This is a genomic window from Nonomuraea sp. NPDC047529 (genome assembly GCF_040642995.1).
GTDB lineage: Bacteria > Actinomycetota > Actinomycetes > Streptosporangiales > Streptosporangiaceae > Nonomuraea.
Genome location: NZ_JBEYTJ010000006.1, coordinates 192251 through 215007, shown reverse-complemented (window position 1 = coordinate 215007; position 22757 = coordinate 192251). Strand labels below are relative to the sequence as shown.

Annotated in this window: 21 protein-coding genes; 10 read left to right on the top strand and 11 right to left on the bottom strand. The window is 74.2% G+C overall.

Features of this window, described 5'->3' with window-relative positions; genetic code table 11:
• Window positions 1-180 precede the first annotated feature (180 nt).
• A complete protein-coding gene (locus ABZ815_RS12605) occupies window positions 181-1341 on the bottom strand; it encodes an MFS transporter (protein WP_357697020.1) in 1161 nt (386 codons plus the stop codon).
• A gap of 193 nt (window positions 1342-1534) precedes the next feature.
• On the bottom strand, window positions 1535-2128 hold the full coding sequence (locus ABZ815_RS12600) for a helix-turn-helix domain-containing protein (protein WP_357697018.1): 594 nt from the start codon (window positions 2126-2128) through the stop codon (window positions 1535-1537).
• 59 nt (window positions 2129-2187) lie between these two features.
• On the opposite strand from ABZ815_RS12600, the gene ABZ815_RS12595 reads away from it, so the two are divergent.
• Window positions 2188-2487 carry a hypothetical protein gene (locus tag ABZ815_RS12595; RefSeq protein ID WP_357697017.1) on the top strand — a complete coding sequence of 100 codons (300 nt, stop codon included), beginning with the start codon at window positions 2188-2190 and terminating at the stop codon, window positions 2485-2487.
• A gap of 73 nt (window positions 2488-2560) precedes the next feature.
• Here the strand turns inward: ABZ815_RS12595 and ABZ815_RS12590 are convergent, their stop codons facing one another.
• Entirely contained in the window at window positions 2561-3196 is a 636-nt protein-coding gene (locus tag ABZ815_RS12590) for a DUF4396 domain-containing protein (protein WP_357697015.1), read from the bottom strand.
• Between the two features lie 185 nt (window positions 3197-3381).
• Between ABZ815_RS12590 and ABZ815_RS12585 the strand changes: the two genes are divergently transcribed.
• From ABZ815_RS12585 to ABZ815_RS12565, 5 genes are all read left to right on the top strand, one after another.
• Window positions 3382-3897: a 2Fe-2S iron-sulfur cluster-binding protein gene (locus ABZ815_RS12585; RefSeq protein ID WP_357697013.1), complete on the top strand. Its 516-nt coding sequence runs from the start codon at window positions 3382-3384 to the stop codon at window positions 3895-3897.
• Window positions 3894-4880, top strand: a complete 987-nt coding sequence (locus tag ABZ815_RS12580) for a xanthine dehydrogenase family protein subunit M (RefSeq protein ID WP_357697011.1) — start codon at window positions 3894-3896, stop codon at window positions 4878-4880. Before ABZ815_RS12585 ends, ABZ815_RS12580 begins: the two co-directional genes overlap by 4 nt.
• Window positions 4881-4930: 50 nt before the next feature.
• Complete coding sequence (gene pip / locus ABZ815_RS12575; RefSeq protein WP_357697234.1) at window positions 4931-5902, top strand: prolyl aminopeptidase; 972 nt, start codon at window positions 4931-4933, stop codon at window positions 5900-5902.
• Window positions 5903-6009: 107 nt separating this feature from the next.
• A complete protein-coding gene (locus ABZ815_RS12570; protein WP_357697010.1) occupies window positions 6010-6669 on the top strand; it encodes a response regulator transcription factor in 660 nt (219 codons plus the stop codon).
• Entirely contained in the window at window positions 6666-7841 is a 1176-nt protein-coding gene (locus ABZ815_RS12565; RefSeq protein WP_357697008.1) for an ATP-binding protein, read from the top strand. The genes ABZ815_RS12570 and ABZ815_RS12565 overlap by 4 nt, the downstream gene beginning before the upstream one ends.
• A 165-nt stretch (window positions 7842-8006) precedes the next feature.
• Here the strand turns inward: ABZ815_RS12565 and ABZ815_RS12560 are convergent, their stop codons facing one another.
• From ABZ815_RS12560 to ABZ815_RS12540, 5 genes are all read right to left on the bottom strand, one after another.
• Window positions 8007-9533, bottom strand: coding sequence for a serine/threonine-protein kinase (locus ABZ815_RS12560; RefSeq protein WP_357697006.1), 1527 nt, complete (start codon window positions 9531-9533; stop codon window positions 8007-8009).
• A 70-nt stretch (window positions 9534-9603) separates the two neighbouring features.
• Window positions 9604-12393, bottom strand: a complete 2790-nt coding sequence (locus ABZ815_RS12555; protein WP_357697004.1) for an FAD-binding and (Fe-S)-binding domain-containing protein — start codon at window positions 12391-12393, stop codon at window positions 9604-9606.
• A 20-nt stretch (window positions 12394-12413) separates the two neighbouring features.
• Entirely contained in the window at window positions 12414-13427 is a 1014-nt protein-coding gene (locus tag ABZ815_RS12550) for an alcohol dehydrogenase catalytic domain-containing protein (RefSeq protein WP_357697002.1), read from the bottom strand.
• Window positions 13427-14275 (bottom strand): fumarylacetoacetate hydrolase family protein, encoded by an 849-nt coding sequence (locus ABZ815_RS12545; protein ID WP_357697000.1) that lies wholly within the window; start codon window positions 14273-14275, stop codon window positions 13427-13429. Before ABZ815_RS12545 ends, ABZ815_RS12550 begins: the two co-directional genes overlap by 1 nt.
• A 25-nt stretch (window positions 14276-14300) precedes the next feature.
• On the bottom strand, window positions 14301-15065 hold the full coding sequence (locus ABZ815_RS12540; protein WP_357696998.1) for an IclR family transcriptional regulator: 765 nt from the start codon (window positions 15063-15065) through the stop codon (window positions 14301-14303).
• Between the two features lie 123 nt (window positions 15066-15188).
• On the opposite strand from ABZ815_RS12540, the gene ABZ815_RS12535 reads away from it, so the two are divergent.
• From ABZ815_RS12535 to ABZ815_RS12525, 3 genes are read left to right on the top strand one after another with little or no spacing between them, the layout of a single operon-like run.
• Window positions 15189-16565, top strand: coding sequence for an MFS transporter (locus ABZ815_RS12535; RefSeq protein WP_357696996.1), 1377 nt, complete (start codon window positions 15189-15191; stop codon window positions 16563-16565).
• Window positions 16566-16624: 59 nt separating this feature from the next.
• Window positions 16625-17056: an SRPBCC domain-containing protein gene (locus tag ABZ815_RS12530; RefSeq protein ID WP_357696994.1), complete on the top strand. Its 432-nt coding sequence runs from the start codon at window positions 16625-16627 to the stop codon at window positions 17054-17056.
• The gene (locus ABZ815_RS12525; RefSeq protein WP_357696992.1) at window positions 17043-17375 is read left to right on the top strand and encodes a helix-turn-helix domain-containing protein; all 333 of its coding nucleotides are present in this window, start codon (window positions 17043-17045) and stop codon (window positions 17373-17375) included. Before ABZ815_RS12530 ends, ABZ815_RS12525 begins: the two co-directional genes overlap by 14 nt.
• Window positions 17376-17394: 19 nt before the next feature.
• Here the strand turns inward: ABZ815_RS12525 and ABZ815_RS12520 are convergent, their stop codons facing one another.
• Window positions 17395-18582, bottom strand: coding sequence for an MFS transporter (locus ABZ815_RS12520; RefSeq protein WP_357696990.1), 1188 nt, complete (start codon window positions 18580-18582; stop codon window positions 17395-17397).
• A gap of 118 nt (window positions 18583-18700) precedes the next feature.
• Window positions 18701-20932, bottom strand: coding sequence for an arylsulfatase (locus ABZ815_RS12515; protein WP_357696988.1), 2232 nt, complete (start codon window positions 20930-20932; stop codon window positions 18701-18703).
• Window positions 20933-21042: 110 nt separating this feature from the next.
• On the opposite strand from ABZ815_RS12515, the gene ABZ815_RS12510 reads away from it, so the two are divergent.
• Window positions 21043-21630 (top strand): TetR family transcriptional regulator, encoded by a 588-nt coding sequence (locus tag ABZ815_RS12510; protein ID WP_357696986.1) that lies wholly within the window; start codon window positions 21043-21045, stop codon window positions 21628-21630.
• Here the strand turns inward: ABZ815_RS12510 and ABZ815_RS12505 are convergent.
• Window positions 21627-22724 carry an LLM class flavin-dependent oxidoreductase gene (locus ABZ815_RS12505; protein ID WP_357696985.1) on the bottom strand — a complete coding sequence of 366 codons (1098 nt, stop codon included), beginning with the start codon at window positions 22722-22724 and terminating at the stop codon, window positions 21627-21629. The genes ABZ815_RS12510 and ABZ815_RS12505 overlap by 4 nt on opposite strands.
• Window positions 22725-22757 lie beyond the last annotated feature (33 nt).

Here is a 22757-nt window from a genome sequence, read left to right as displayed (position 1 = left end):
GACGGTAACGCCCGGCGGCCGGCGCGGCGACCGTCGGGGGCCGCCGTCCTTGATTCTCAGCATGGGAACAGCCTGCTGGGAGGGGCCGGGCCGGGTGTAGTGCCAGGCGTCAGAGACACCGACATGACAAACGTCATGGAACGCAAGGGGGGGCTCGGTGGTGGTGACGGAAAGGCGGAGTCAGGTGGACGTGCGGCGGGTCAGGACGAGCAGGCCCGCGGTGACGAGCCCGGCGGCGTGCAGGCACAACGCCGGGACGATGCCCACGACCTCCCCCAGCACCCCGGCCGCCGCCATGCCGAGCAGCGAGGTGACGGCCTGGGCACTGCCGAGCAGCCCGATGACGCCGCCCCGGCGATCGTCGGTGGTGGCCGTCTGGGCCAGCGTCGTGAACCCGGCCATCGCGGCCGCCGCGGGCAGCCCGGCCAGCGCGATCAGCAGCAGGGCGGGCCACAACGCGTCCAGCGCGAGGGGGTAGGCGAACAGCGCGAGGTCCAGCAGCCCGAACGCGACCGTCCCCCAGCCGAGGAGCGTGCGCGGCGCCGGGTCGCGCCGGGGTAAGGCCACGGCCAGCGCGCCGGCCAGGCCGCCGACCGCCTGCACCGACAGGAACAGGCCGTACGCGTCGCCCTGGCCGCCCAGGACGTCCGCCACGAAGGGGGCGGCGAGCGTGGCGAAGATCCCTTCACCCAGCCCCGTGATCACCATGTACGCGACCAGCAGCCGGATACCGGCGTTCCCCATGGCCAGCCGCAGCCCGGAGGCCCACTGGGCGCGGACGGACGGCGCCCGCGTGCCGGACGGCGGCCGGGCCGGGACACGCAGGGTCGCCTGCAGTGCCGCGGAGATCATGAAGCTGGCCGCGTCGAGCAGGACGATCGCGGGCAGCCCACCCACCGTGACGGCTACGCCGCCCAGCATCGCGCCGAGCAGGCGGGCGAGCTGGCCGCTCTGGCCGTGCAGGGCGTTGGCCCGGACGAGCCCGGAGGCGGGCACGAGCTGCGGGACGAGCGCCCGTTGCGCAGGGGCGAGCAGGGTGCCGAGCACGCCGGTCCACAGGGCGACCGCGTAGACGATCCAGACCTGGGCCGGGTCGCGTACCGCCAGCAGGGGCAGCAGCCCCAGCCCGAGCAGCACGTCGGTGACGACCAGCAACCGGCGGCGGTCCCAGCGGTCGGCCAGCACGCCGGCGACGGACCCGAGCAGGACGTGGGGCATCCGGGAGACCAGCAGCATGATCGCGGTGGACAAGGTGGAGCCCGTCAGGCGGTAGACGTGGAACGCCAGCCCGGTGCTGATCACCCAGTCGCCCGTCTGGGACACGACGGACGCGACCAGCAACCGCCCGAACCCACGCCCTCCACCTACCAGCGCCCGCACCCCACCATCCCGCCCCGACGGCTCCGCGACGGGCCGCCCACCGGCACGGTCGGCAAGCGGCTCAGTGGCAGGCCGTTCACCGGCGCGGTCGGCAAGCGGCTGCGGGCCGGGTCTTTCGCCCGCTTGGTCGGCCGCCCCGGTGAGGCTGCGGCGCTCAGTCACCGGAGGCCGTCGGAGCGAGGGGGATCAGCAGTTGGGTCATCAGCACGGGCCGGGCTCCTTCGGGGCGGGCCGCCGTGTCGTCCACGCGGGCCATCAACGGCCGCAGCAGGTCCGCGACGGCGTCGCTGAGCGCCGTGACCTCCGCCGGAGTGACGTAGAGGTAGCTGTTGCCGATGCCGCCGACGCCCCGCCAGGGCTCCTCCTCGTCGCGCCGCGCCTGCTGCCATTCCACCAGCCGCGACAACGCCCGCTCGGCCATGACCTGCTCCAGCAGGCTCCGGGCGGCCGACTGCTCCGCCCCCGCCACGTCGTCGTCCCACACCTGGACGCTGACGGTGACCTTCCAGGGCCGCTCCCGCTCGTCGCGCGCCTCGGCCTGCTCCACCAGGCCGTACTTGGCCAATTGCCGCAGGTGGTAGGAGGCCAGCGCCTGGCTGATGCCGACCTCGCGGGCGGCGTCGGCGGCGGTGGTGGCCCCCGCCCGCAGCAGCAGCTCGTGCAACGCCAGCCGGACCGGATGGGCGAACGCCCGCATCGCGGCCGGATCGTTGAGGACCAGCCGCCGCCCCGAGGATTCCAAAGACATGCTTGGAATGTTCCGCCACCCCGGCGACCGATGTCAAGGATTCCTTTGGAATCCGCCCGATGATCGCCCGGCAGGCGCGGGAGCCACCTCCGGTCGTGTACGGATCGCATGACCTGCGGAGTAATCGACGGCATACGGGCGCGCCGGAAGACTGGGGGCATGACGACGACGAGGGGCATCCGGCGGTGCCGTGGATCCGGCCCCGGTCCGGCCGGGACGAGGTGGCCGATCACTACCGGGCGCTGGGCACGCATCACGTGCCGGAGCTGAACGCCACCACGGTGCGGCAGATTCTGGTGGACGGGCCGGACGCCGTGGTGCTGGGACGGATCGTGCAGACCGTGCGCGCCAAGGGGTGAGCGGGCGGCGCGCCACCGGCGGGACCGGTGGCGCGCCGGGTCAGCGCTGGATCAGCGGTGGATCAGTGGTGGATCAGTGGTGGTAGGCGTGGACGACGGCGTGGCCCTTGCCGCGTCCGATGATCCACTTGTTGATCGGGGTCGTGACGAGGAACGCCACCACCAGCGAGATCGCCAGGGCCGCCCAGAACAGGACGGACGCGAGCCCGGCGTCCATCGCGCCCGGGATGATCAGCATGACTCCGTTGTCGACGATCTCCATGACGAGGATGGACAGCGTGTCGGCGGCCAGGGCGAGGCGCAGCGCGTTGCGCCAGTCCACGCCGGCCCTGAACAGCCCGCGCAGGGTGAGCGCGTAACCGAAGAAGAACGCCAGGACGATGGCCAGGACGACGCTGGGCAGGTTGTGCCAGCCCAGAGCGGTGGCGATCACCATGCCGAGCACCTCGCCGATGGCGCACCCGGTGAGGCAGTGCAGCGTCGCGGAGGCGGCCACCCCCCAGGTCGCCTGCATCGTGTGCCCGTGGCCTCCGCCGTCATGCTGCGCGTGGTCGCCGTGGGCGGAGTCCTCGTGGTGGGCGTGGTGGGCGTGGTGGGCGTGGTGGGCGTGGTCGCCGGGGGCGGCGGTGTGGGGGTGGGGGTCGGGGGCAGCGTCCTGGTCGTGGGGGTGGGGGTCGTGGTGACCGGAGTCGTGCCGACCGTGCCTCATAGATTCCGACATTTGCTACCTTCTACCTCGAACAGCCACATCTCAACCCGCGCAAACCTATACCCCCCATCTGTATTCGGCAATGTTCGGTACCGTTTTGCCCCTCGACCAGGTCAGAGACCCCCGCCGCCCCACCCGGCCCGGGTTACGGTGATCACCACAGTCCGTACGGTCGGAGGGATGGGATGGACGGCCGTGCCCCGCTCCGGCTGCACGTCAACGGGCAGCCGCACGAGCCGCCGGCGGACCCGCGCGTGTCACTGCTCGACTTCCTGCGCGACCACCTCCGCCTGACCGGCACGAAGAAGGGCTGCGACCAGGGAGCCTGCGGCACGTGCACCGTCCTGGCCGACGGCCTGCGGGTCTACGCGTGCCTGCTGCTCGCCGTCCAGTGCGTGGGGATGGAGATCGTCACCGTCGAGGGCCTGGCCGACGACGAGCTGGGGGCGCGGGTGCAGGAGGCGTTCGTCCGGCACGACGCCCTACAGTGCGGATACTGCACGCCCGGCCAGGTCTGCTCGGCCGTCGGCCTGCTGGCCGAGCTCCGGGACGGCGTGCCCAGCGCCGCGACGCCCGACCTGACCGCTCCCCCGGGCGAGCTGACCGACGCCGAGCTCGGCGAGCGCATGGCGGGCAACGTGTGCCGGTGCGGGACGTACCACCACATCGCCGCCGCCGTCAGGGAGGTGGCCGCGACGTGAGGGAGTTCGTCTACCTGCGGGCGGCGAGCGTGGCGGAGGCCGTCGCGATGGCCTCGGACGACGGCCCGGCCCGTTACCTGGCCGGCGGGACGAACCTGGTCGACCTCCTGCGGGAGGAGGTCGAGCGCCCGGCCCGGGTCGTGGACATCTCGGGCCTGCCGCTGTCGGCCGTCGAGGACCTGCCCGGCGGCGGCCTGCGGCTCGGCGCGCTGGCCGGCAACACCCAGGTGGCCGCCGACGCGCGGGTGCGGCGGCGGTATCCGGTGCTCGCCCGCGCCATCCTGGCGGGCGCCTCGCCGCAGCTGCGCAACCGGGCGACCGTCGGCGGCAACCTGCTGCAACGTACGCGCTGCCGCTACTTCTACGACACCGGCGCCGCCTGCAACAAGCGCACGCCCGGCGCGGGCTGCGACGCGCTGGAGGGCTTCAACCGCGCGCACGCCGTCCTGGGGGCGAGCCCGAGCTGCGTGGCCGTCCACCCGTCGGACATGTGCGTGGCGCTGGCCGTCCTCGACGCGACCGTCAACCTGACGGGGCCCGAAGGGGAGCGGAGCGTCCCGTTCACCGGCTTCCACGTCCTGCCCGGCCTGACGCCGCAGGTGGAGACCGTGCTGCGGGACGGCGAACTGGTCACCAGCGTGGACCTGCCGCCCGCGCCGCCGGGACACGGGACGTACGCCAAGGTCAGGGACCGGGCCGGGTTCGCGTTCGCGCTGGTGAGCACGGCGCTGCTGCTGCACGTCGAGGACGGCCGGATCGTGTTCGCCCGGGTCGCGCTCGGTGGGGTGGCGCACAAGCCGTGGCGCGCCCGCGCGGCCGAGGACCTGCTGGAAGGAGCGCCGGCGGACGCGGCCTCCTTCGAGCGGGCCGCGAGCCTGGCCCTGGCCGACGCCCGCCCGCTGCGGCACAACGGCTTCAAGCCGATCCTGGCCACCCGCCTGGTCCGCCGCACCCTCACCGAACTCGCCACCATCACGCCGTAGATCCGCCGCGCGCCGGGCGTCCCGGGCGAGTAGGTCTGGTAGCCATGACGCTGATGACGTTCTACCCGCCCGTCGAGCCCTACGAGAGCGGCCTGCTCGACGTCGGCGACGGCGCCGAGATCTACTGGGAGACCTGCGGCAACCCCGACGGCAAGCCGGTCGTCGTCCTCCACGGCGGCCCCGGCGGCGGCCTGCTGCCGGTGCAGCGCCGCTTCTTCGACCCGGCCGCCTACCGGATCGTCCTGTTCGACCAGCGCAACTGCGGACGCAGCCGCCCGCACGCGGGCGACCCCGGCGTGTCGCTGGCGGCCAACACGACCTGGCACCTGGTCGCGGACATGGAGCTGCTCAGACGGCGGCTCGGGATCGACCGCTGGCAGGTGTTCGGCGGCTCGTGGGGGACGACCCTGGCCCTGGCGTACGCGCGCCGGCACCCCGGCCGGGTGACCGAACTGGTGCTGCGCGGCGTCTACCTGGCGAGCGCGGCCGACGAGGAGTGGGCGTTCACCGGTTCGGGGGCGGCCCGGCTGTTCCCCGCGGAGTGGACGGCCTTCCGCGACGCGATCCCGGAGCCCGAGCGGGACGACCTGCTCGCCGCCTACCACCGCCGCCTGTTCGACCCGGACCCGGAGGTGCACCTGCCGGCGGCGCGGGCGTGGGCGGCGTGGGAGCTGGCGGCCAACACGCTGCTGCCCGTCCCTCCCCCGCCCCTGGAGGACCGGGAGGTGCTGGGCTTCGCCCGGATCGAGGCGCACTACTTCACCCGGCGCTGCTTCCTGGAGGAGGGCGAGCTGCTCGACGTGGCGGCGATCCGGCACGTCCCCTGCGTCATCGTCAACGGCCGCTACGACATGAAGACGCCGCCCGACGCCGCCTGGGAGCTGCACCGCGCCTGGCCGGAGGCCGAGCTGCGGATCGTCGAGGACGCCGGCCACGGCGGCGCCGAACCGGGCACCCTGCACGAGCTCGTCAGGGCCACCGACGGCTACCGCCGGAAGGCCCGTGCACCACACGATTCGTGATCTACACTACGAATTTGTAGTGGTTTTGCGGGACTTGCTGGTTCCGTGCACCTCTGCTCACCGTTGTTGACATGTCACCACGTTCGCAGCCTGCCGCGGAGCAAGACATGATCCGGATCGCCGTGATCGACGACCACGAGCTGATCCGCCATGGGCTGGAGTACCTCCTTCACCGGCACGAGGACCTGAAGGTGGTGCTGCGGGGCTCGTCCGTCGGGGACCTGCGCGGCTTCGACGCCGGGTACGACGTGCTGATCCTCGACCTCTACCTGGCCGAGGACCGGCCGTGCCTGGCCGCGGTCAAGGAGCTGGCCGCCGTCACGCGGGTCCTCATCGTGTCGGCCTCGGGACGGCCCGCCGACGTGCTGGCGGCGATCCGCGGCGGAGCCAACGGCTACGTCACCAAGGACGCCCCCTCCGAGCTCATCGTCGCCGCCGTGCGCACGGTGGCCGCGGGCGGCTTCTACCTGTCGGCGGGCCTGGCCGACATCCTGCAGAGCGAGCTGGACGACACCACCCGCCCGCCCGCCGGGGACGGCGGCGCCGAGGACGCCGAGGCGAGGCCCCGGCTGTCGGCCCGGGAGGAGGAGACCCTGTCCTACATCGCCCAGGGCTTCACCCACGCCCAGGTGGGCCGCCGGATGGGTGTCAGCAAGGCCACGGTCGACACCTACGTCGAGCGCATCAGGGCCAAGCTCCAGGTCGGCAACAAGGCCGAGCTCACGCGCGCGGCGCTCAACCGGCTCGAACGCCGCGACCGGCCGTGAGCCCCCCGCGCCCGCCGGGGACGGCGGTCGCCGGCATCGAGCGCAGCCGGGCCATCACCATGGTGGTCGTCCGGGTGGGCGCGCTGGTGCTGTGCGGGTCGCTGGAGGTCCTGGGCGACGGGCGGTGGCTGACGCTTGGGCCGCTGCCGTACCTGCTGGGCGCGATGGGGGCCGTCAGCCTGCTGGTGTGCGTGGTCACGACCGTCCGCGCCGCGCTCGCGCCGCGCGCGCTGCTCGCCGCGGACCTGGGCCTGGTGACCGTGGCGGTGCTGGCCGCCGGTCACTACGCGGGCTCGCGGGTGACCGACGGCTGGCCGGGCACGGTCCTGCCGTACGTGCTGCTCGTCGGCATCATGGCCGGGATCTCCTTCCGCACGTTCCCGGTCGTGCTGGCGTGGACGGCGGCGCTGGGCGGCGCGCTGGTCCTCGGTTACGTCCAGGCGGATCTGGCGTGGTGGGCCGGCCTGCCGCACGTCGCCGGGCTGACGACGAACGCCACGATGGCCGCGTACGTCATGCGCATCCTGTTCAGGACCGCCCGCGACCTGGACGAGGCCAGGGCCGGGGAGCTGCGCCGCTCGGCGCAGCTGTCGCAGGAGCGCGAGCGCGGCCGGACGGCCCGCGTGCTGCACGACCGGATCCTGCAGACCATGGAGGCGCTGACCCGCGACGGCTGGATCGCCGACGCCTCGGTCAGGGCGCGGGTGGCGGAGGAGTCGCAGTGGCTGCGCGCCTTCCTGCGCGGCGACGACGGTGATCCGGCCGAGGACGTCGTGGCCGCCCTGGAGGAGGTGGTGCGGCAGGCCGTCGGCAGCGGGCTGCGGGTGGAGTTCAACGCGGGACGGCTGCGTTCCGCGCCGGAACGCGAGGGCATGCCCGCCGAGGTCGTCGAGGCGCTGAGCGGCATCCTGCGCGAGGCGCTGACGAACGTGCGCAAGCACGCGGGCGTGCGGCACGCCGTGGTGCGGGCGGAGTGCCGGTCCGGGACGCTGGCGCTGAGCGTGCTCGACCACGGCAGCGGCTTCGACCCGGACGCGCCCACGACCGGCCTCGGCATCGCCCGGTCCATCCGGGAGAGCGCCCGCGCGGTGGGCGGCAGCGCCGACGTCGAGGCCGCGCCCGGCGAGGGGACGCTGGTGTCGGTGCGCATCCCGCTGCCGTCCGGCGAATGACGTCCTGTCAACGCACCACGAGCCGCACCACAGATCCGGACCCGCCGCCCGGCCCCGATCGTGCCGACGAACCCGAACTCTCCCTGGAGGTGGCCGAAGCTGCTCCGGACCGGCCTCCGACGGCTGGCTCGAACTGCGGCGGGCGGGGACGGCACGCGGGCGGGGTCAGCCGAAGCCCTGGGGGCACAGGAAGCTCTTGATCGAGGCGGGGGCGTTCGCCAGCAACGCCGGGCGGTCCTGCTGGGAGCAGAAGTTGCTGCCGATGTCGGCGTCGAGGAACCGTGTGGCGTTCCGCCGGGCGATGAGGTCGATGCCGCCGACGCTCGGCGAGCTGAGCTCCGCGGCGACCCAGGAGCCGACGCAGCGTTTGCGGGCGACCACGGCGTCCTGGGGGAGGCTGCCGCCGTTCAGCGCGGCGGCCTCGCGCAGGATCGAGCCCGAGGACGCGCACGGCAGCGCGCGGGGCCTGTGCGTGGTGGGCGTGTCCTCGGGCGTCTTCTCGGGGGTCTCCTCCGGGGTGCCGGTCTCGGTCGGGGTGTCCTCCGGGGTGTGGGTCTCCTCGGGGGTCTCGCTCTCCTCGGGGGTGTCCGTCGGGTCCGGGTCGGCGGAGGTGGCGGGCGGGTCGGTGTAGGAGGAGGTGGTGGGGCCGTCGTCCGGGGACTGCAGCGCCTCCGGCGTCCCGGCCGCGTTCAGCGCGAACGCCGCGCCGACCCCCACGACCGCGACGACCGCCACGGCGGCGACCGCCACCGGCCACAGCGGCGCCCGCCTCCCGGACGGGGGCGGCGGCGTCAGGGAGAGCGTGCCGGGCGGAGGTGGCGGCGGCGTCAGACTGAGCGTGCCGGACGGCGGCCGCGGCAGAAGGACGGTGCCCGACCCCGAGCGGAGTGCGGCGAGCAGGTCGCCGGACCCCGGACGCGCCGCCCGGTCCTTGGCGAGCGCCCCACGGACCAGGTCGCGCACGCCCTCGGGCACCTCGGACAGGTCGGGATCGACGCTCATGACCCGGTAGGCGAGCACGTCCGGCGCCCCGATCCCGAACGGCGGCCGCCCGGTCGCGGCGTAGACCATCAGCGCGCCCCAGGCGAAGACGTCGGCGGCGGCGTCGGCCTGGTCACCCCGGTACTGCTCGGGGCTGATCCAGCCGGGCGAGCCGATGAGCGCGCCGGTGCCGGTCAGCCCGCTCTCGTCGAGGGCCCGCGCGATGCCGAAGTCCAGCACCTTCGCCCCGGACGCGGCCACGATCACGTTGCCGGGCTTGAGGTCGCGGTGGACGATCCCGGCCCGGTGGATGTCGGTGAGCGCCTCGGCGATGTCCACCCCGAACGCGCCCAGCTCGTCCGGCGGCAGCGGCCCGTGGTCGCGTACGTGATCGGTCAGCGTCTGGCCGGGCACGAACTCGGTGGCCAGCCACGGCGGCGAGGCGGCGGTGTCGGCGGACAGGACCGCGACCGTGCACCGCCCGCGCACCCGCGACAGCACCTCCACCTCACGGACGAACCGGTCGTGGAAGTGCGGGTCGGCGGCCAGCCCCGGATGGATGACCTTGACCGCGACCCGGGCCCCGTCGGGCGCGACCCCCGCGTAGACGACGCCCATGCCGCCCGCGCCCATCCGGCCCACGATCCGGTAGGGACCGATCCGCTCGTGCTCGTCCATCTCCAGGGGGCCGAAACCGCCGGGGTCGCTCATCGTGCTCCCGATCGCCGGATCTTCGCAACAGCGACGATCTTATTGACCATCGGTGTAAAGCGCGCCCCCCTCAGGCGGTTGCTTCGTCGAGGAGCTCCAGGAGATGCCGGTAGGTCTGGCCGGTGGCGCGGGTCAGGCCCAGCTCGCAGGTGCGGTTGACCGAGGCGTGGGCGGCGCAGCCCGCCTCGGCCACGGAGGCGGCCTCGGCGCGGGTGGCCGAGGCGGTCAGCTCGGGGTGCAGCAGGCCGCGGTCGCCGGCGAAGGCGCAGCACTGCCAGCCGTCCGGGATCACCACCTGCTCGGCGACCGCCTCGGCGACGCGGGCGACGGCGGCGTCCAGGCCGAGGCGGGTGGAGGAGCAGGTCGGATGGAGCGCCAGCGACGGCAGGCGGCGCGCCTCGGGCAGGCGGGGCAGGATGTGCTCGGCGGTGAAGGCGACCGCGTCGACCACCTGGAGGCCGGGCACCAGATGGGCGTAGCCCTCGGTGCAGGAGGCGGCGTCGCTGACCACGGGCAGGCGGCCGCCGTCGGTGGCCCGCGCGAGCACGTCGCCGACGCGCTCGCCCATGGCCTCCTGGCCTCCGGCGAAGCCCTTGGACGACCACGGGGTGCCGCAGCACAGGCTGGCGATCTTCTCGGGGACGTGCAGCGTCAGCCCCGCGCGGGCGGCCAGGCGCTGGAAGGCGGTCATCACGCCGGGGCCGCCGTCGGCGGGGGCGAACAGGGTGTTCAGGCAGGACGGCAGGTAGACGGCGTCGGCGCCCCCGGCCGGGGACGGGCGGCGCCTGGTCCCGCCGCGCGGCAGGTCGCGGCTCCAGCTCGGGACGTCGTCCGCGCCGGCCAGGGCACGGGCGGCGCGGGAGGCGGCCTCCGGGAGCGCGGGCGGGACGGCGGCGGCGGTGTCGAGGGCCAGGTTCATGGCGCGGGTGACGCCGTCCCAGTGGCGGGCGGCGCTCGTCCAGGCCCGGCGGGCGGACCGGCCGTGGCGCTCGGCGCGCAGGCGTTTGGTCAGGTCGCCGGTGTTGATGAGGACGGGGCAGGCGGTGGCGCACATGCCGTCCACGGCGCAGGTGTCCACGGCGTCGTAGGCGTAGGCGTCCTCCAGCTCGCGGGCCAGGGCGTCGTCGCCGGCCGCCCGCGCCGCGGCCAGCTCCCGGCGCAGCACGATGCGCTGGCGCGGGGTGGTGGTCAGGTCGCGGCTGGGGCAGACCGGCTCGCAGTAGCCGCACTCGACGCAGCGGTCGACCTCGGGCTCGACGGTCACGACGGTCTTGAGGTCGCGCAGGTGGGCCTCGGGGTCGTCGGTGAGGACGACGCCGGGGTTGAGCGTGCCGGCCGGGTCGCACAGGCGTTTGACCTCGCGCATCACCTCGTACAGCTCGTCGCCGTACTGGCGGCGCACGAACGGGGCCATGACGCGGCCGGTGCCGTGCTCGGCCTTCAGCGTGCCGCCCCTGGCCAGGACGGCCTCGACCATGTCCTCGGTGAACTCGGCGTAGCGGTCGAGGTCGGTGGCGAAGCGCTCGTTGAGCATGAAGTGCAGGTTGCCGTCCTTGGCGTGGCCGAAGACGACGCTGCGCTCGTAGCGGTGCTCGGCGAACAGGCGGGTCAGGTCGTCGCACAGGTCGGCCAGGGCGGGCACGGGGACGGCGACGTCCTCCAGCAGGGCGGTCGTGCCGCTGGGGCGGGCGCCGGCGACGGTGGCGTACAGGCCCTTGCGGATGTGCCACAGCGCGGCCCGGCCGCCGGCCTCCCTGCTCAGCCGGGCGGGGGCGGCCAGGCTCAGCCCGGCGAAGAGCCGCTCGGCGGCCTGTTCGCGCTCGGTGAGCAGCTCGGCGTCGGTCTCCTGCCATTCGATCAGCAGCGCGGCGTGCTCGGCGACGGCCAGCGCGCGCAGCGCGTCGTCGGCCTTGGGGTCGGTCTGCGCGACGCGCAGCGACTCGGCGTCCAGCAGTTCGACGGCGGCGGGCCCGGCGGCCACCAGCTCCGGCATCGTGGCCATCGCCGCCCGCAGCGTCGGGAAGACGAGCAGGCCGGTGGCGGCCAGCCGATGGGCGGGGACGGTGCGGAAGACGGCCTCGGCGACGAAGCCGAGGGTGCCCTCGCTGCCGATGACCAGGTGGGCGAGGATCTGCGCCGGGCCGTCGTGGTCGAGGAAGCTGTTCAGGCCGTAGCCCATGGTGTTCTTCAGCGAGAACTGGGCCTGGACGCGGCGCACCGAGTCGGGGTTGCCGCGCACGCGGTCGCGCAGCCGTTCGAGGCCGGCCGCGAGGTCGGGCTCCAGGGCGCGCAGCCGCTCGTCGGCGTCGGGGGCGCCGGTGTCGACGACGGTGCCGCTCGGCAGCACCAGCGTCATCGACTCCAGCGTCCGGTAGGTGTTGGCGTGCGTGCCGCAGGTCATGCCGCTGGAGTTGTTGGCCACGACGCCGCCGATCGTGCAGGCCGACTCGCTGGCCGGGTCGGGGCCCAGCTTGCGCCCGTACGGGGCCAGGCGGGCGTTGACCTGACGCAGCACCGCGCCGGGCTGGACCCGTACCCGGGCGCCGCCGTCGAGGACCTCGATCGAGCGGAAGTGCCGGCGGGTGTCCACGAGCAGGTGCTCGCTGACGCCCTGGCCGCTCAGGCTGGTGCCCCCGGAGCGGAACGTCAGCGGCAGGCCGGTGCGCAGCAGCGCGGCGACCTGGCCGGCGCTCTCGGCCACCAGCACGGCCTGCGGGGTCAGCAGGTAGTGGGAGGCGTCGTGGGCCATGCCGAGCCGGTCGCTCGCGCGGGCGCGGGTGATCCCCGGGACGGCCGTCTCGACCGCCGCCAGGACGGCGGCGTCCGGCGCGTTCAGCCGTCGCGGTTCACGATGGGTCATGCTCGTGCTCACTTCCGAGTTCATTGCCGGGGGTCGATGTGGATCTTGGGCCCCGGGCCGGCGCCGGACGGTCGCCGTCCGGCCAGGACGCCGGCCGTGTCCGCCAGCCCGACCGTGGCGGCCACCAGCGGACGGGCGTCCACCGAGCCGCCGGCGTAGGCGTCGATGGCCCCGGCCAGCCCCGCCGAGCCCCCCAGGACGCCGACCGCGGTGACGTCCTTGAGCACCAGGTCGCGGGTGTCGAGCGTGGACGGCGTGCCGGCCAGGCCGATGTAGACGACGCGGCGGGCGGGTTCGGCCAGGCCGAGGGCGAACGCGGGCAGCTCGGCGGCGTTGGTGGCGTCGAGGACGGCGTGCCAGGGCAGGCCGGGCAGGGTCGCCCGCGTCCAGGCGTTCCGGAAGCCGAGGTCGGCGGCCAGGCGCAGGTCGGCCTCGGCGCGGCCCATGAGGTGCACGTCGGCGCCGCCGGCGCGCGCGAACAGCGCGGCCAGCAGGCCGATCGTGCCCGTGCCCAGAACCAGCAACCGCTCCCCCGCCTCCAGCCCCGCCGCGCGGACGGCGCGTAAGGCGTTGCCACCGGGCTCGACCAGCGCGCCCAAGGTCTCGTCCACCGTATCGGGCAGCGCGTGGAGCGCCGCGACCGGGACGGCCAGCCGCTCGGCCAGCGCCCCCGCGGCGCCCCGGCTGATGCCGAGCTCGGCCAGGTCGGGGCACACGTGGTGGCGGCCCTGGCGGCAGCGGTCGCAGCGTCCGCAGCCGAGCATGGTGTCGCCGACGACCCGCCGCCCCAGCCACGACGGGTCCACGCCCTCGCCCACCTCGGCGACGCGCCCGCACCACTCGTGGCCGGGGCGCAGCGGGTAGCGGGAGCGGCCGGTGCGCAGGTAGCTCATCTCGCCGCTGAACAGCTCCATGTCGGTGCCGCACACACCGGCGCGCTCGACGTCCACGACGACCTGGCCGGGCCCGGCGGACGGGGGCTCGACCTCCTGGACCTCGGCCGCGCCCGGCCCGGTCAGGACGAGCGCCCGCACTACCGGGGCTCCACGACCCGCTGGCGCTGGCTGCCGAGCCCGTCGATGCCGAGCTCCATCACGTCGCCGGGCCGCAGCCAGATCTGCGGGTCGTGGCCCATGCCGACGCCGGGCGGGGTGCCGGTGTTGATCAGGTCGCCGGGCTCCAGCACCATGAACTGGCTCAGGTGGTGGACGATGACGTACGGGTCGAAGATCATCGTCTTGGTGTTGCCGGTCTGGCGGCGTACGCCGTTGACGTCCAGCCACATGCCCAGGTCGCGGACGTCGCCGAGCTCGTCGGGGGTGACCAGCCAGGGGCCGGCCGGGTTGAACGTCTCGGCCGACTTGCCCTTGCTCCACTGGCCGCCGCGTTCCATCTGGAAGGCGCGCTCGCTGACGTCGTTGACCACGCAGTAGCCGGCGATCGCGGCCGCGGCCTCCGCCGGCGAGTCGAGGTAGGAGGTGCGCCTGCCGATCACGATGCCGAGCTCCACCTCCCAGTCGGTCTTGGTGGCACCGCGCGGGATGCGCACGTCGTCGTCCGGGCCGACCAGGGTGTTGGGCGACTTGGTGAACAGGATCGGCTCGGCGGGGACGGCCTGGCCGGTCTCGGCGGCGTGGTCGCTGTAGTTGAGGCCGATGCACAGGATCTGGTGGGGGCGGGCGATCGGCGCGCCGATCCGCTCGCCGGCGAACGCCTGCCGGGGGCCGTCGGCGACCCGTCCGGCGAGCAGGGCGGGGCCGCCCGCGGCGAAGAAGCGCTCGTCGAAGTCTGGGGTGAGGTCGGAGACGTCGACGTAGTGGTCGTCGTCCACGCGGACGACCGGCTTCTCGGCGCCGGGCGCGCCGATGCGCATGAGGTACAAGGGAATCTCTCCAGTTCTGCGGGGGTCAGGGAAGGTCTTGTCCGGCGGCGAGCGCGCGGATGGCCGGCACGTCCTCCACGAGCGCGCGCAGGGGCGTGCGGTAGGCCAGGCCGCTGATGCTGATCGCGCCGCTCGGCACGGTGGGCGAGGTCAGGTACGCCGGGACCGCCACGCAGTTGACGCCCGGCTCGTTCTCCTGGTCGTCGGCCGCGTAGCCCTGCTCGCGGACGCGCACCAGCTCGGCGTGCAGCTCCTCGGCGGTGCCGATCGAGCGTTCGGTGGGCCGTTCCAGCCGCCGGCCCCCCACCCAGGCGCGCACGGCGGCCTCGTCGCGCAGCGTCTCGGCCAGCAGCACCTTGCCGACGCCGGTGCAGTGGGCCGGGTTGCGCCCGCCGACGACCGAGGTCAGCCGCACCGCGCCGGACGGCGGGTCGAGCTTGGACCGGTAGACCACCGACGTGCCCTCCAGCACCGCGTAGTGGACGGTCTCGCCGTAGCGGTCGCACAGCGCCTGGAGGATCGGGGTGACGCGGACGTGGTCGGGCCGGGCCTCGTGGTGGGCGAAGGCCATGCGCAGGAACTCGTCGCCGAGCACGTAACGGCCGTGGCCGTTACGGACGGCGAACCCGGCGCGGCGCAGCGCGGCCAGGGCGCGGTGGGCGGTCGGCTTCGGGCTGGACACCGCGCGGGCCATCTCCTCCAGCCCGATGCCGTCGGGATGCCGGGCGAGCTCGGCCAGCACGGCCAGCACGCGGTCGGCTCCCACGAGCTTGGCGTCGCTGTCGGGCATGTTCCGAAGGTTAGACCACCGTTCCGGAAAACGGAAGTTCGCCCCCTTCCCGCCCTCCATTGACGCAACCCAATGGTTGCCATAATGTGGCAACCATTGGGTTGCTACTAGTTGGAGGCCGCAATGAGTGTTCCTGTCGCGACCGTTGAGGCCACCCCGCCGCGCCTCGACGGCAGACAACGATTGATCGCGTTCGTCCTGCTCGGCGCCGGTTTCATGCTGGCGGTCGACTTCTCGATCCTGAACGTCGCCCTTCCCCAGGCCGGCGCGGGCGTCGGGCTGAGCCCGGCCCAGTGGCCCTGGATCACCTCGGCGTACGCGCTGCCGGCGGCCGGGTTCACCCTCGTGTTCGGCCGGACGGCGGACCTGTTCGGCCGCCGCAAGCTGTTCCTGGCCGGCCTGGTCGTCCTGGCCGGGGCCTCCCTCCTCGGCGGCTTCGCCGACGGGCCCGGGACGTTGCTGACCGCCCGCGTGCTGCAGGGCCTGGCCACGGCGATGACGATCCCCGCCGCGCTGTCGCTGCTCACCACCACCTTCAAGGAGGGCCCGCTGCGCGCCCGCGTCCTCGGGCTGAACGGCGCCCTGCTGTCGGGCGGGTTCACCGTCGGCGCGCTGCTCGGCGGCGCCCTGGTCAGCCTGCTGAGCTGGCGGGCGGCGTTCCTGTTCAACGTGCCGGTCGCGGTGGCGATCGTGGTGCTGACGCCGTTCCTGATCCGCGAGAGCGTGCTGCCGGAGCGGGTGCGGCTGGACCTGCCCGGCGCGGTCACCGTGACCGGCGGCCTGCTGGCCGTGATCTACGCGGCCGTCGAGACCGACCTGGTGGCGGCCGTCGTCGGCGTGGTGCTGCTGGGCGCGTTCTGGCGGATCGAGCTGCGCGCGCCGGCGCCGCTCGCGCCGGTGCGCATCCTGCGGCGGCCCACCGTGAAGTGGGGCAACTTCGCCGGCTTCGTGATCTTCACAATGGAGCCCGCCATGATCTTCCTGGTGACCCTGTACCTGCAACGCGTCCTGGGGCTGTCACCGCTGGCCACGGGCCTGGTGTTCGGGATACCCGGGCTGGCGTCGGTGGTCGCCGGCGTGATCGCGGGGCGATTCGTCGGGCGCTACGGCAGCCGTCTGGTGCTGGTCGTGGGCATGACGGTCCAGGCCCTGGCGACCCTGCCCACCGTGCTGCTCGGGACCGGCTGGACGGCGCTCGCGGTGCTGGTCCCCGCGCTGTTCGTCGGCTTCTTCGGGCACGTCACCGCGATCGTCGCCTACACCGTCACCGGGACCTCGGGCCTGCCGGACGAGGAACAGGGGCTGGCGACCGGGCTGACGTCCATGACGCAGCAGGTGGCCATCACCGTCGGCGTCCCGCTCCTCGGCGCCGTCGCCGCCACGCGCGGCGGGGAGCTGGCCGGCATCCGCCTGGCCCTGCTGGTGGACGTCGCGGTGACGCTCGCCGCCGTCGCCCTCATCTCCTACGGCCTGCGCCGGCACCCACGGCCGGAGCAGTGACCGTCCACCGGTCGCCACAAGATGTGGCAACCTTTTCCCTGCTGCATATGGAGGTCGTCATGGGATTCCCCGATCGAGTCGAGCGGACCGTCGAGCTGGCGCACCCGCCCGGCAAGGTGTGGGCCGCGCTCACCACCCCCGAGGGGCTGGCCGCCTGGTTCGGCCAGGAGGCGGCGATCGAGCTGCGTCCCGGCGGGCCGGCGCGGATGAGCTGGAGCCACGGGCACACGGTCGACATGCGCGTGGAGCGCGTGGAGGAGCCGTCGGTGTTCGGCTTCACCTGGCCGGTCTTCGGCATGCCGGAGGACGACCTGCGCCGCACGTACGTCGAGTTCACCCTCGAACCGGCCGGCACGGGCACGCGGCTGACCGTCGTCGAGACCGGCTTCGCCCAGCTCCCCGACGACCACCACCGCAAGGCGTACGACGCCCACACCGAGGGGTGGGCGAGCGAGCTGGGCGAGCTGGTCGAGCACCTTGACGCCGCCTGACATCGAGGCGGTGGCCGAGCAGGTCTTCGTCGCCCTGGCCGACCCGAGCCGGCGCGCCATCCTGGCCGAGCTGGCCTCCCGGGGCCCGGCCACGGCGACCGACCTGGCCGCCCGCCTGCCGATCACCCGGCAGGCGATCGCCAAGCACCTGACGCTGCTGGCCGAGGCCGGGCTGGTGACGCCCGAGCCGGGCGAGCGCCGCCGCGTCCGCTACCGGCTGCGCTCGGCCCCGATGCGGGTGGCCCAGCAGTTCCTGGCGGCGCTGGCGAGCGACTGGGACGGCCGCCTCGACGCGCTGAGGAACCACCTCGACGGCTGACCGCCCGTCCCCGCCCCGCTCACGCGGCCCGGCGGGGACGGGCGAGCCAGGAGAAGGAGCCGGCCATCAGCAGCGCGACCAGCCCGCCGGCGACCATCACGGCCGACACCGAGGAGGCGTCGACGATCACGCCGCCCAGCAGCGCGCCGAGGGCGAAGGTCGCCTGGAACGAAGAGGTGAAGATGACGGTCGCCGCCTCCGGCGTGCCGGGCGCGGCCCGCAGGAACCACGCCTGGGAGCAGACCGGCACTCCCCCGTAGGCCAGCCCCCACAGCACCAGCAGCACGACGGCCCCGGCCTGGGACGTGCCGGCCAGGGGCAGCAGCGCGGTGGCGGCCGCGATCAGGCCACCGCAGACGACGAACGCCGCGCGCGGCGCGGTGGCCACGGCCCGGCCCGCCAGGAAGTTGCCCGCGATCCCTGCCACGCCGTACGCCAGCAGGACGGCGCTGACGGCGGCCGGGGACAGCCGGGTGACGTGCTCCAGGAACGGGGTGACGTAGGTGTAGGTGCCGAAGTGCGCCAGCACGACGAGGAACGTGGCCAGCAGCGCGATTCTGGTGCCGTGCAGGCGCAGCAGGTCCAGCAGCACGCGCGAGCCGGTGGCCTGACGGGCGGGCAGCGGCGGCAGCAGGGTCAGCAGCGCGAGCAGCACGAGCACGGCCAGCCCGGCCAGCACCAGGAACGCCGTCCGCCAGCCCGCCAGGTGGCCGATGAGGGTTCCGGCCGGCACCCCGAGCACCGAGCCCAGCGGCACGGCCGAGAAGATCAGGGCCGTGGCGGCGCCCACGGCGGACGGCGGCACCAGCCGGGAGGCCAGCCCCGCCGCGATCGACCAGAAGCCGCCGATGGTGAGGCCGACGAGCACCCGCGAGACCAGCACGACCCAGTAGGCCCCGGCCACGGCCGCCAGGACGTCGGCGGCGGCCAGCACGGCCATCAGGACGCAGAGCATCACGCGGCGGTCCAGGCGGCCGGTGGCCACGGTCAGGACGGGGGCCGCGACGGCGGCGACGAACCCGGGCAGCGTCATGGTGAGCCCGGCGGTGCCGTCGGTGACGCGGAAGTCGGCGCCGATGGTGGTCAGCAGGCCGATGGGCAGGATCTCGCTGGTGACGATGGCGAAGATGCCCAGGGTGATCGAGGTGACCGCGAGCCAGGAGATCAGCGGCGGGCGCGGCGGGGCGAGGGTGGTGGTGGTTGCCATGGTTCCGTTCCGGACAAGGAATGATCTACGGCGAACCAGCCAACCAGCCACGACGTCCTTGACACCGGCCGATTTCGGACCACACCATCACCCGCCTCCCGCTCCCCGGGAGGCGCTGTCAGTCGGCGTGGAGCGCGGTCCGGAGTCCGGCGAGCAGGTCGGGCGCGGCGGCGCCCGGCGTCCGGAGCCGGACCGACAGCAGCCGCCCGTTCCACCGGGCCGGGACGCGGTACCGGTCGGAGACGGGCAGGCCGAGGTCGTGGCCGAGCCGCAACCCGGCCCCGCCGTGCTGGAGCGCGACCGGCAGCAGGCCGTCGAACGCCAGGGCGCCCACCACGACGTCCTCCTGCGTCAGGTGAAACGCCGATCCTCCGGGGCCCGTCGTGTGGACGACGCCCACGGACCGGCGGCCGGCGGGGAGTGGACGGTCGGCGGTGAGCTCCAGCAGTTCCCCGGCCCGCGAGAAGGTGAAGGCCAGGCGGCCTTCCGTGACGTACAGGGCGAAGCCGCCGTTCCAGTCGCCCATCGCGAACAGCACCCCTTCGGGCTCCGCCGGCGCCTCGATCTCGGCCGTCCAGCGGAAGCCGCCGAACAGCAGCGGCAGCGACTCGTCGCACACGGGCGAGGCCCCCGGCCGGAACGTGCGGTCGTCGCCGGGCGGCCAGGCCGGGCCGATGAGGGCGCCGAAGCGCGCCACAAGGTTGTCGAACAGCGGCAGGACGTTGTTGCGCCCGGCTTCCCGCTCCCACAGCCGCCGCAGCCCGGCGACCACCTCCGGATGGTCGGCGGACACGTCGGCGGCCTCGGAGAAGTCGGCCGCCAGGTCGAACAGCGCCCAGTGGTCGCCGTCGAGGTCGCGGCTGCCGGTCAGGAGCTCCTCCTCGTCCAGGACGCCCGTGGACACGTGGTCGGTGGTGACCTTCCAGCGTCCATGGATGAGGGAACGTGAGCCCAGCATCTCGAAGTACTGGGTCTCGCGCGGCGCGGGCGCGGCGGCGTCGCCGAACGTGGCCAGGAAGCTGGCTCCGTCGACCGGCTGCTGCTCGATCCCGTCCACGACGGCCGGCGGCTCGATGCCGACGGCGTCCAGGAGCGTCGGGAACAGGTCGTTGACATGCACGATCTGGTCGCGCACCGCGCCTGCGCCGGTGATCCCGGCCGGCCAGTGCACGATGAGCGGCGTACGGGTGCCGCCGAGCCAGGTGTAGCGCTTCCACAGCCGGAACGGCGTGTTCCCGGCCCACGCCCAGCCCCACGCGTAGTGGTTGTAGGTGCGCGGGCCGCCCCAGTCGTCATGGTGGGCGAGGTTGTCCTCCAGGGACTCGCGGATGCCGGCGGAGAAACGGTGCTCGTTGACGCTGCCCTCCACGCCGCCCTCGGCGCTGGCGCCGTTGTCGGAGAAGAGCACGACGATGGTGTCGTCGAGCCGCCCGGTCTCCTCCAGGTGGGCGAGCAGGCGGCCGAGCTGGGCGTCGGCGTGGGTCAGGAAGCCCGCGAAGACCTCCTGCTGGCGGGCGTACAGGCGGCGCCGGTCGGCGGTGAGGTCGTCCCAGGCGGGCACCCAGTCCGGGCGCGGGGTGAGCACGGTGCCGGGCGGGACGACGCCGGTCTCCACCTGGCGCCCGAAGATCTCCTCCCGCCAGGCGTCCCATCCCCGGTCGAAGCGGCCGCGGTAGGGCTCGCTCCACTCGGGCCCGACGTGGTGCGGCGAGTGCGTGGCGCCGAGGCCGAGATAGAGGAGGAAGGGCTTGCCGGGGGCGGCGTGGCGCTGGTCGTCGAGGTAACGGACGGCCTGGTCGACGAGGTCTTCGGTGAGGTGGTAGCCCTCCTCGGGGGTGGCGGGCGGGTCCACGTGGTGGTTGTCCCGGACGAGGTTGGGCGCGTAGTGGTTGGTGTCGCCCTGCAGGAAGCCGTAGTGGCGCTCGAAGCCCAGGCCGAGCGGCCAGTGGCCGAACGGGCCCGCGGCCGAGCGCTCGTAGCGCGGCGTGAGGTGCCACTTGCCGACGGCCAGGGTGGAGTAGCCGTGGTCGCGCAGGATCCGCGGCAGGGTCGCGGCCGAGCGCGGGATGCGGGCGGTGTAGCCGGGGTGGTCGAGCGGGAGGTCGGCGAGGAAGCCCATGCCGACCGCGTGGTGGTTGCGCCCGGTGAGGAAGCAGGCGCGCGACGGCGAGCACAGGGCCGTGACGTGGAACCGGTTGTAGCGCAGGCCGCCCGCCGCGAGCCGGTCGATGTGCGGGGTGGCGATGTCGGAGCCGAAGCAGCCGAGCTGGGCGAAGCCGGTGTCGTCCAGGACGACGGCGAGCACGTTCGGGGCACCGTTGGAGGCACGGGGGATCGGTTCTGCGGTCACGGCGAGGCTCCTGCGAGGAGAGGCGTACGGTCTTGGACAGCAGACGGCAGCAGAGTAAGACAGGGTGTCTTAATCCGCGACGATACCCCGGCGATCCGGAAAAGGTGGGAATGCAGGCCAAAGAGAAGATCCTCCTGGCGGCCGAACGGCTCTACGCCGAGCGCGGTCTCGACGTCTCGCTCCGGGAGATCGCCCTCGCGGCCGGGCAGGGCAACCATTCGGCGGTCCAGTACCACTTCGACGGCAAGGCCGGCCTGATCGACGCCCTGTACGCCCACCGCATGACCCCCCTCAACCACCGCCGCCGCGAGCTGATCGACGACCTGCGCGCCCACGGCCTGGAGCAGGACCTTCCCGCCCTGGTCGAGGCCTACCTCGCCCCGCTGGCCGAGCACGTGCTCACCCACCGGGGCGCGAGCTGGTACCTGCGCTTCACCAGCCGGTACGTGCTGTCCGGCGCCTACCGGTCCTGGCCCTACTCCAGCGACCACCACCCCGGCGTCGGCGAGCTGGCGGGCCTGCTGCGGCGGCGGCTGCCCGGCCTGACGCAGGAGCGCCTGCGGGTGCTCAACCTGCACGTCGTCGTGGTGCTGGCCGACCTGGAGCAGCGATTGGGCGACCCGGCCTTCGACGCCGCGCGGGCGGCGGCGGCCGTGGCCGACCTGCGCGTCACCGCCCACGCCCTGCTCACCGCCTAGCGTCCGGGCGCGAGGGCCACCGACGGCGTGCGGGCCAGGCGGGGCAGCACGTACTCGCCGACCCGGTAGGCCTCCTCCAGGTGCGGCCAGCCCGACAGGACGAACTCCGCCACCCCCGTGGCGGCGTACTCGCGCAGCAGCGCGGCGACCTCGTCGTACGAGCCGACCAGGGCGGTGCCCGCGCCCTCGCGCACCAGCCCGACCCCGGCCCACAGCCCCGGATGGATCTCCAGGTCGCGGGTGCCGCCGGCGTGCAGGTCCACCATGCGCCGCTGGCCGACGGAGTCGTAGCGGGCGAAGCGGCGCTGGGCGGCGGCCACGCGGACGGGGTCCATGCCCGCCAGCAGCCGATCGGCCTCGGCCCAGGCGGCGGCCGAGGTGTCGCGGGCGATGACGTGCACGCGCAGGCCGTACCGGAGCTCGCGGCCCAGCGGCTCGGCCAGGGCGCGCAGCCGGGCGACGCGCTCGGCGACCGCCGCCGGCGGCTCGCCCCACATGAGCACCACGTCGGCGTGGCGGGCGGCGACCCGCTCGGCCGCCGGGGAGGCGCCGCCGAAGTAGAGCGGCGGGCGCGGGTCGAGCGGCGCGGCCAGCCCGCCGCCCTCCACGCGGTAGTGCTCGCCGTGGTGGTCGAACGGCACGCCGTCCCAGGCGCGGCGGAGCACGTGCAGGAACTCGGCGGTCCTGGCGTAGCGGGCGTCGTGGTCGAGGAAGTCGCCGTAGGCGCGCTGCTCGACGGGGTCGCCGCCGGTGACGACGTTGAGCAGCAGCCTTCCTCCGGAGATCTCCTGGAAGGACTGGGCCTGCTGGGCGAGCAGGGTGGGCAGCGCGTAGCCGGTGCGGAAGGCGACCAGCGTCCTGAGCCGGTCGGTGTGCTGGGCCAGGGCCGCGCACACGATCCACGGGTCGGGGCAGCCCGCGCCGACCGGGGTGAGCGCGCCCTCGAACCCGGCCTGCTCGGCGGCCCTGGCGACCTGCGTCAGGTAGCCGAGCGTGGCGGGGCGGGCGGCCGGGCGGAAGGCGTCGGTGGTGGTGATGGCCGAGCGCACGTCGTGGCCGTCGCCGGTCGTGGGCAGGAACCAGTGAAAGCGCATCAGGGCTCCTCGGGACACCGGGTATTATCCTGT

Excerpts from the sequence above, each read along its gene's own strand:
- ABZ815_RS12570 (WP_357697010.1), top strand. The coding sequence starts at position 6,010 with ATGATCCGGATCGCCGTGATCGACGACCACGAGCTGATCCGCCATGGG.
- ABZ815_RS12535 (WP_357696996.1), top strand. The coding sequence starts at position 15,189 with ATGAGTGTTCCTGTCGCGACCGTTGAGGCCACCCCGCCGCGCCTCGAC.
- ABZ815_RS12530 (WP_357696994.1), top strand. The coding sequence starts at position 16,625 with ATGGGATTCCCCGATCGAGTCGAGCGGACCGTCGAGCTGGCGCACCCG.
- ABZ815_RS12590 (WP_357697015.1), bottom strand. The coding sequence starts at position 3,196 with ATGAGGCACGGTCGGCACGACTCCGGTCACCACGACCCCCACCCCCAC.
- ABZ815_RS12600 (WP_357697018.1), bottom strand. The coding sequence starts at position 2,128 with ATGTCTTTGGAATCCTCGGGGCGGCGGCTGGTCCTCAACGATCCGGCC.
- ABZ815_RS12505 (WP_357696985.1), bottom strand. The coding sequence starts at position 22,724 with ATGCGCTTTCACTGGTTCCTGCCCACGACCGGCGACGGCCACGACGTG.
- ABZ815_RS12520 (WP_357696990.1), bottom strand. The coding sequence starts at position 18,582 with ATGGCAACCACCACCACCCTCGCCCCGCCGCGCCCGCCGCTGATCTCC.
- ABZ815_RS12555 (WP_357697004.1), bottom strand. The coding sequence starts at position 12,393 with ATGACCCATCGTGAACCGCGACGGCTGAACGCGCCGGACGCCGCCGTC.
- ABZ815_RS12595 (WP_357697017.1), top strand. The coding sequence starts at position 2,188 with ATGATCGCCCGGCAGGCGCGGGAGCCACCTCCGGTCGTGTACGGATCG.
- ABZ815_RS12560 (WP_357697006.1), bottom strand. The coding sequence starts at position 9,533 with ATGAGCGACCCCGGCGGTTTCGGCCCCCTGGAGATGGACGAGCACGAG.
- ABZ815_RS12585 (WP_357697013.1), top strand. The coding sequence starts at position 3,382 with ATGGACGGCCGTGCCCCGCTCCGGCTGCACGTCAACGGGCAGCCGCAC.
- ABZ815_RS12510 (WP_357696986.1), top strand. The coding sequence starts at position 21,043 with ATGCAGGCCAAAGAGAAGATCCTCCTGGCGGCCGAACGGCTCTACGCC.
- ABZ815_RS12540 (WP_357696998.1), bottom strand. The coding sequence starts at position 15,065 with ATGCCCGACAGCGACGCCAAGCTCGTGGGAGCCGACCGCGTGCTGGCC.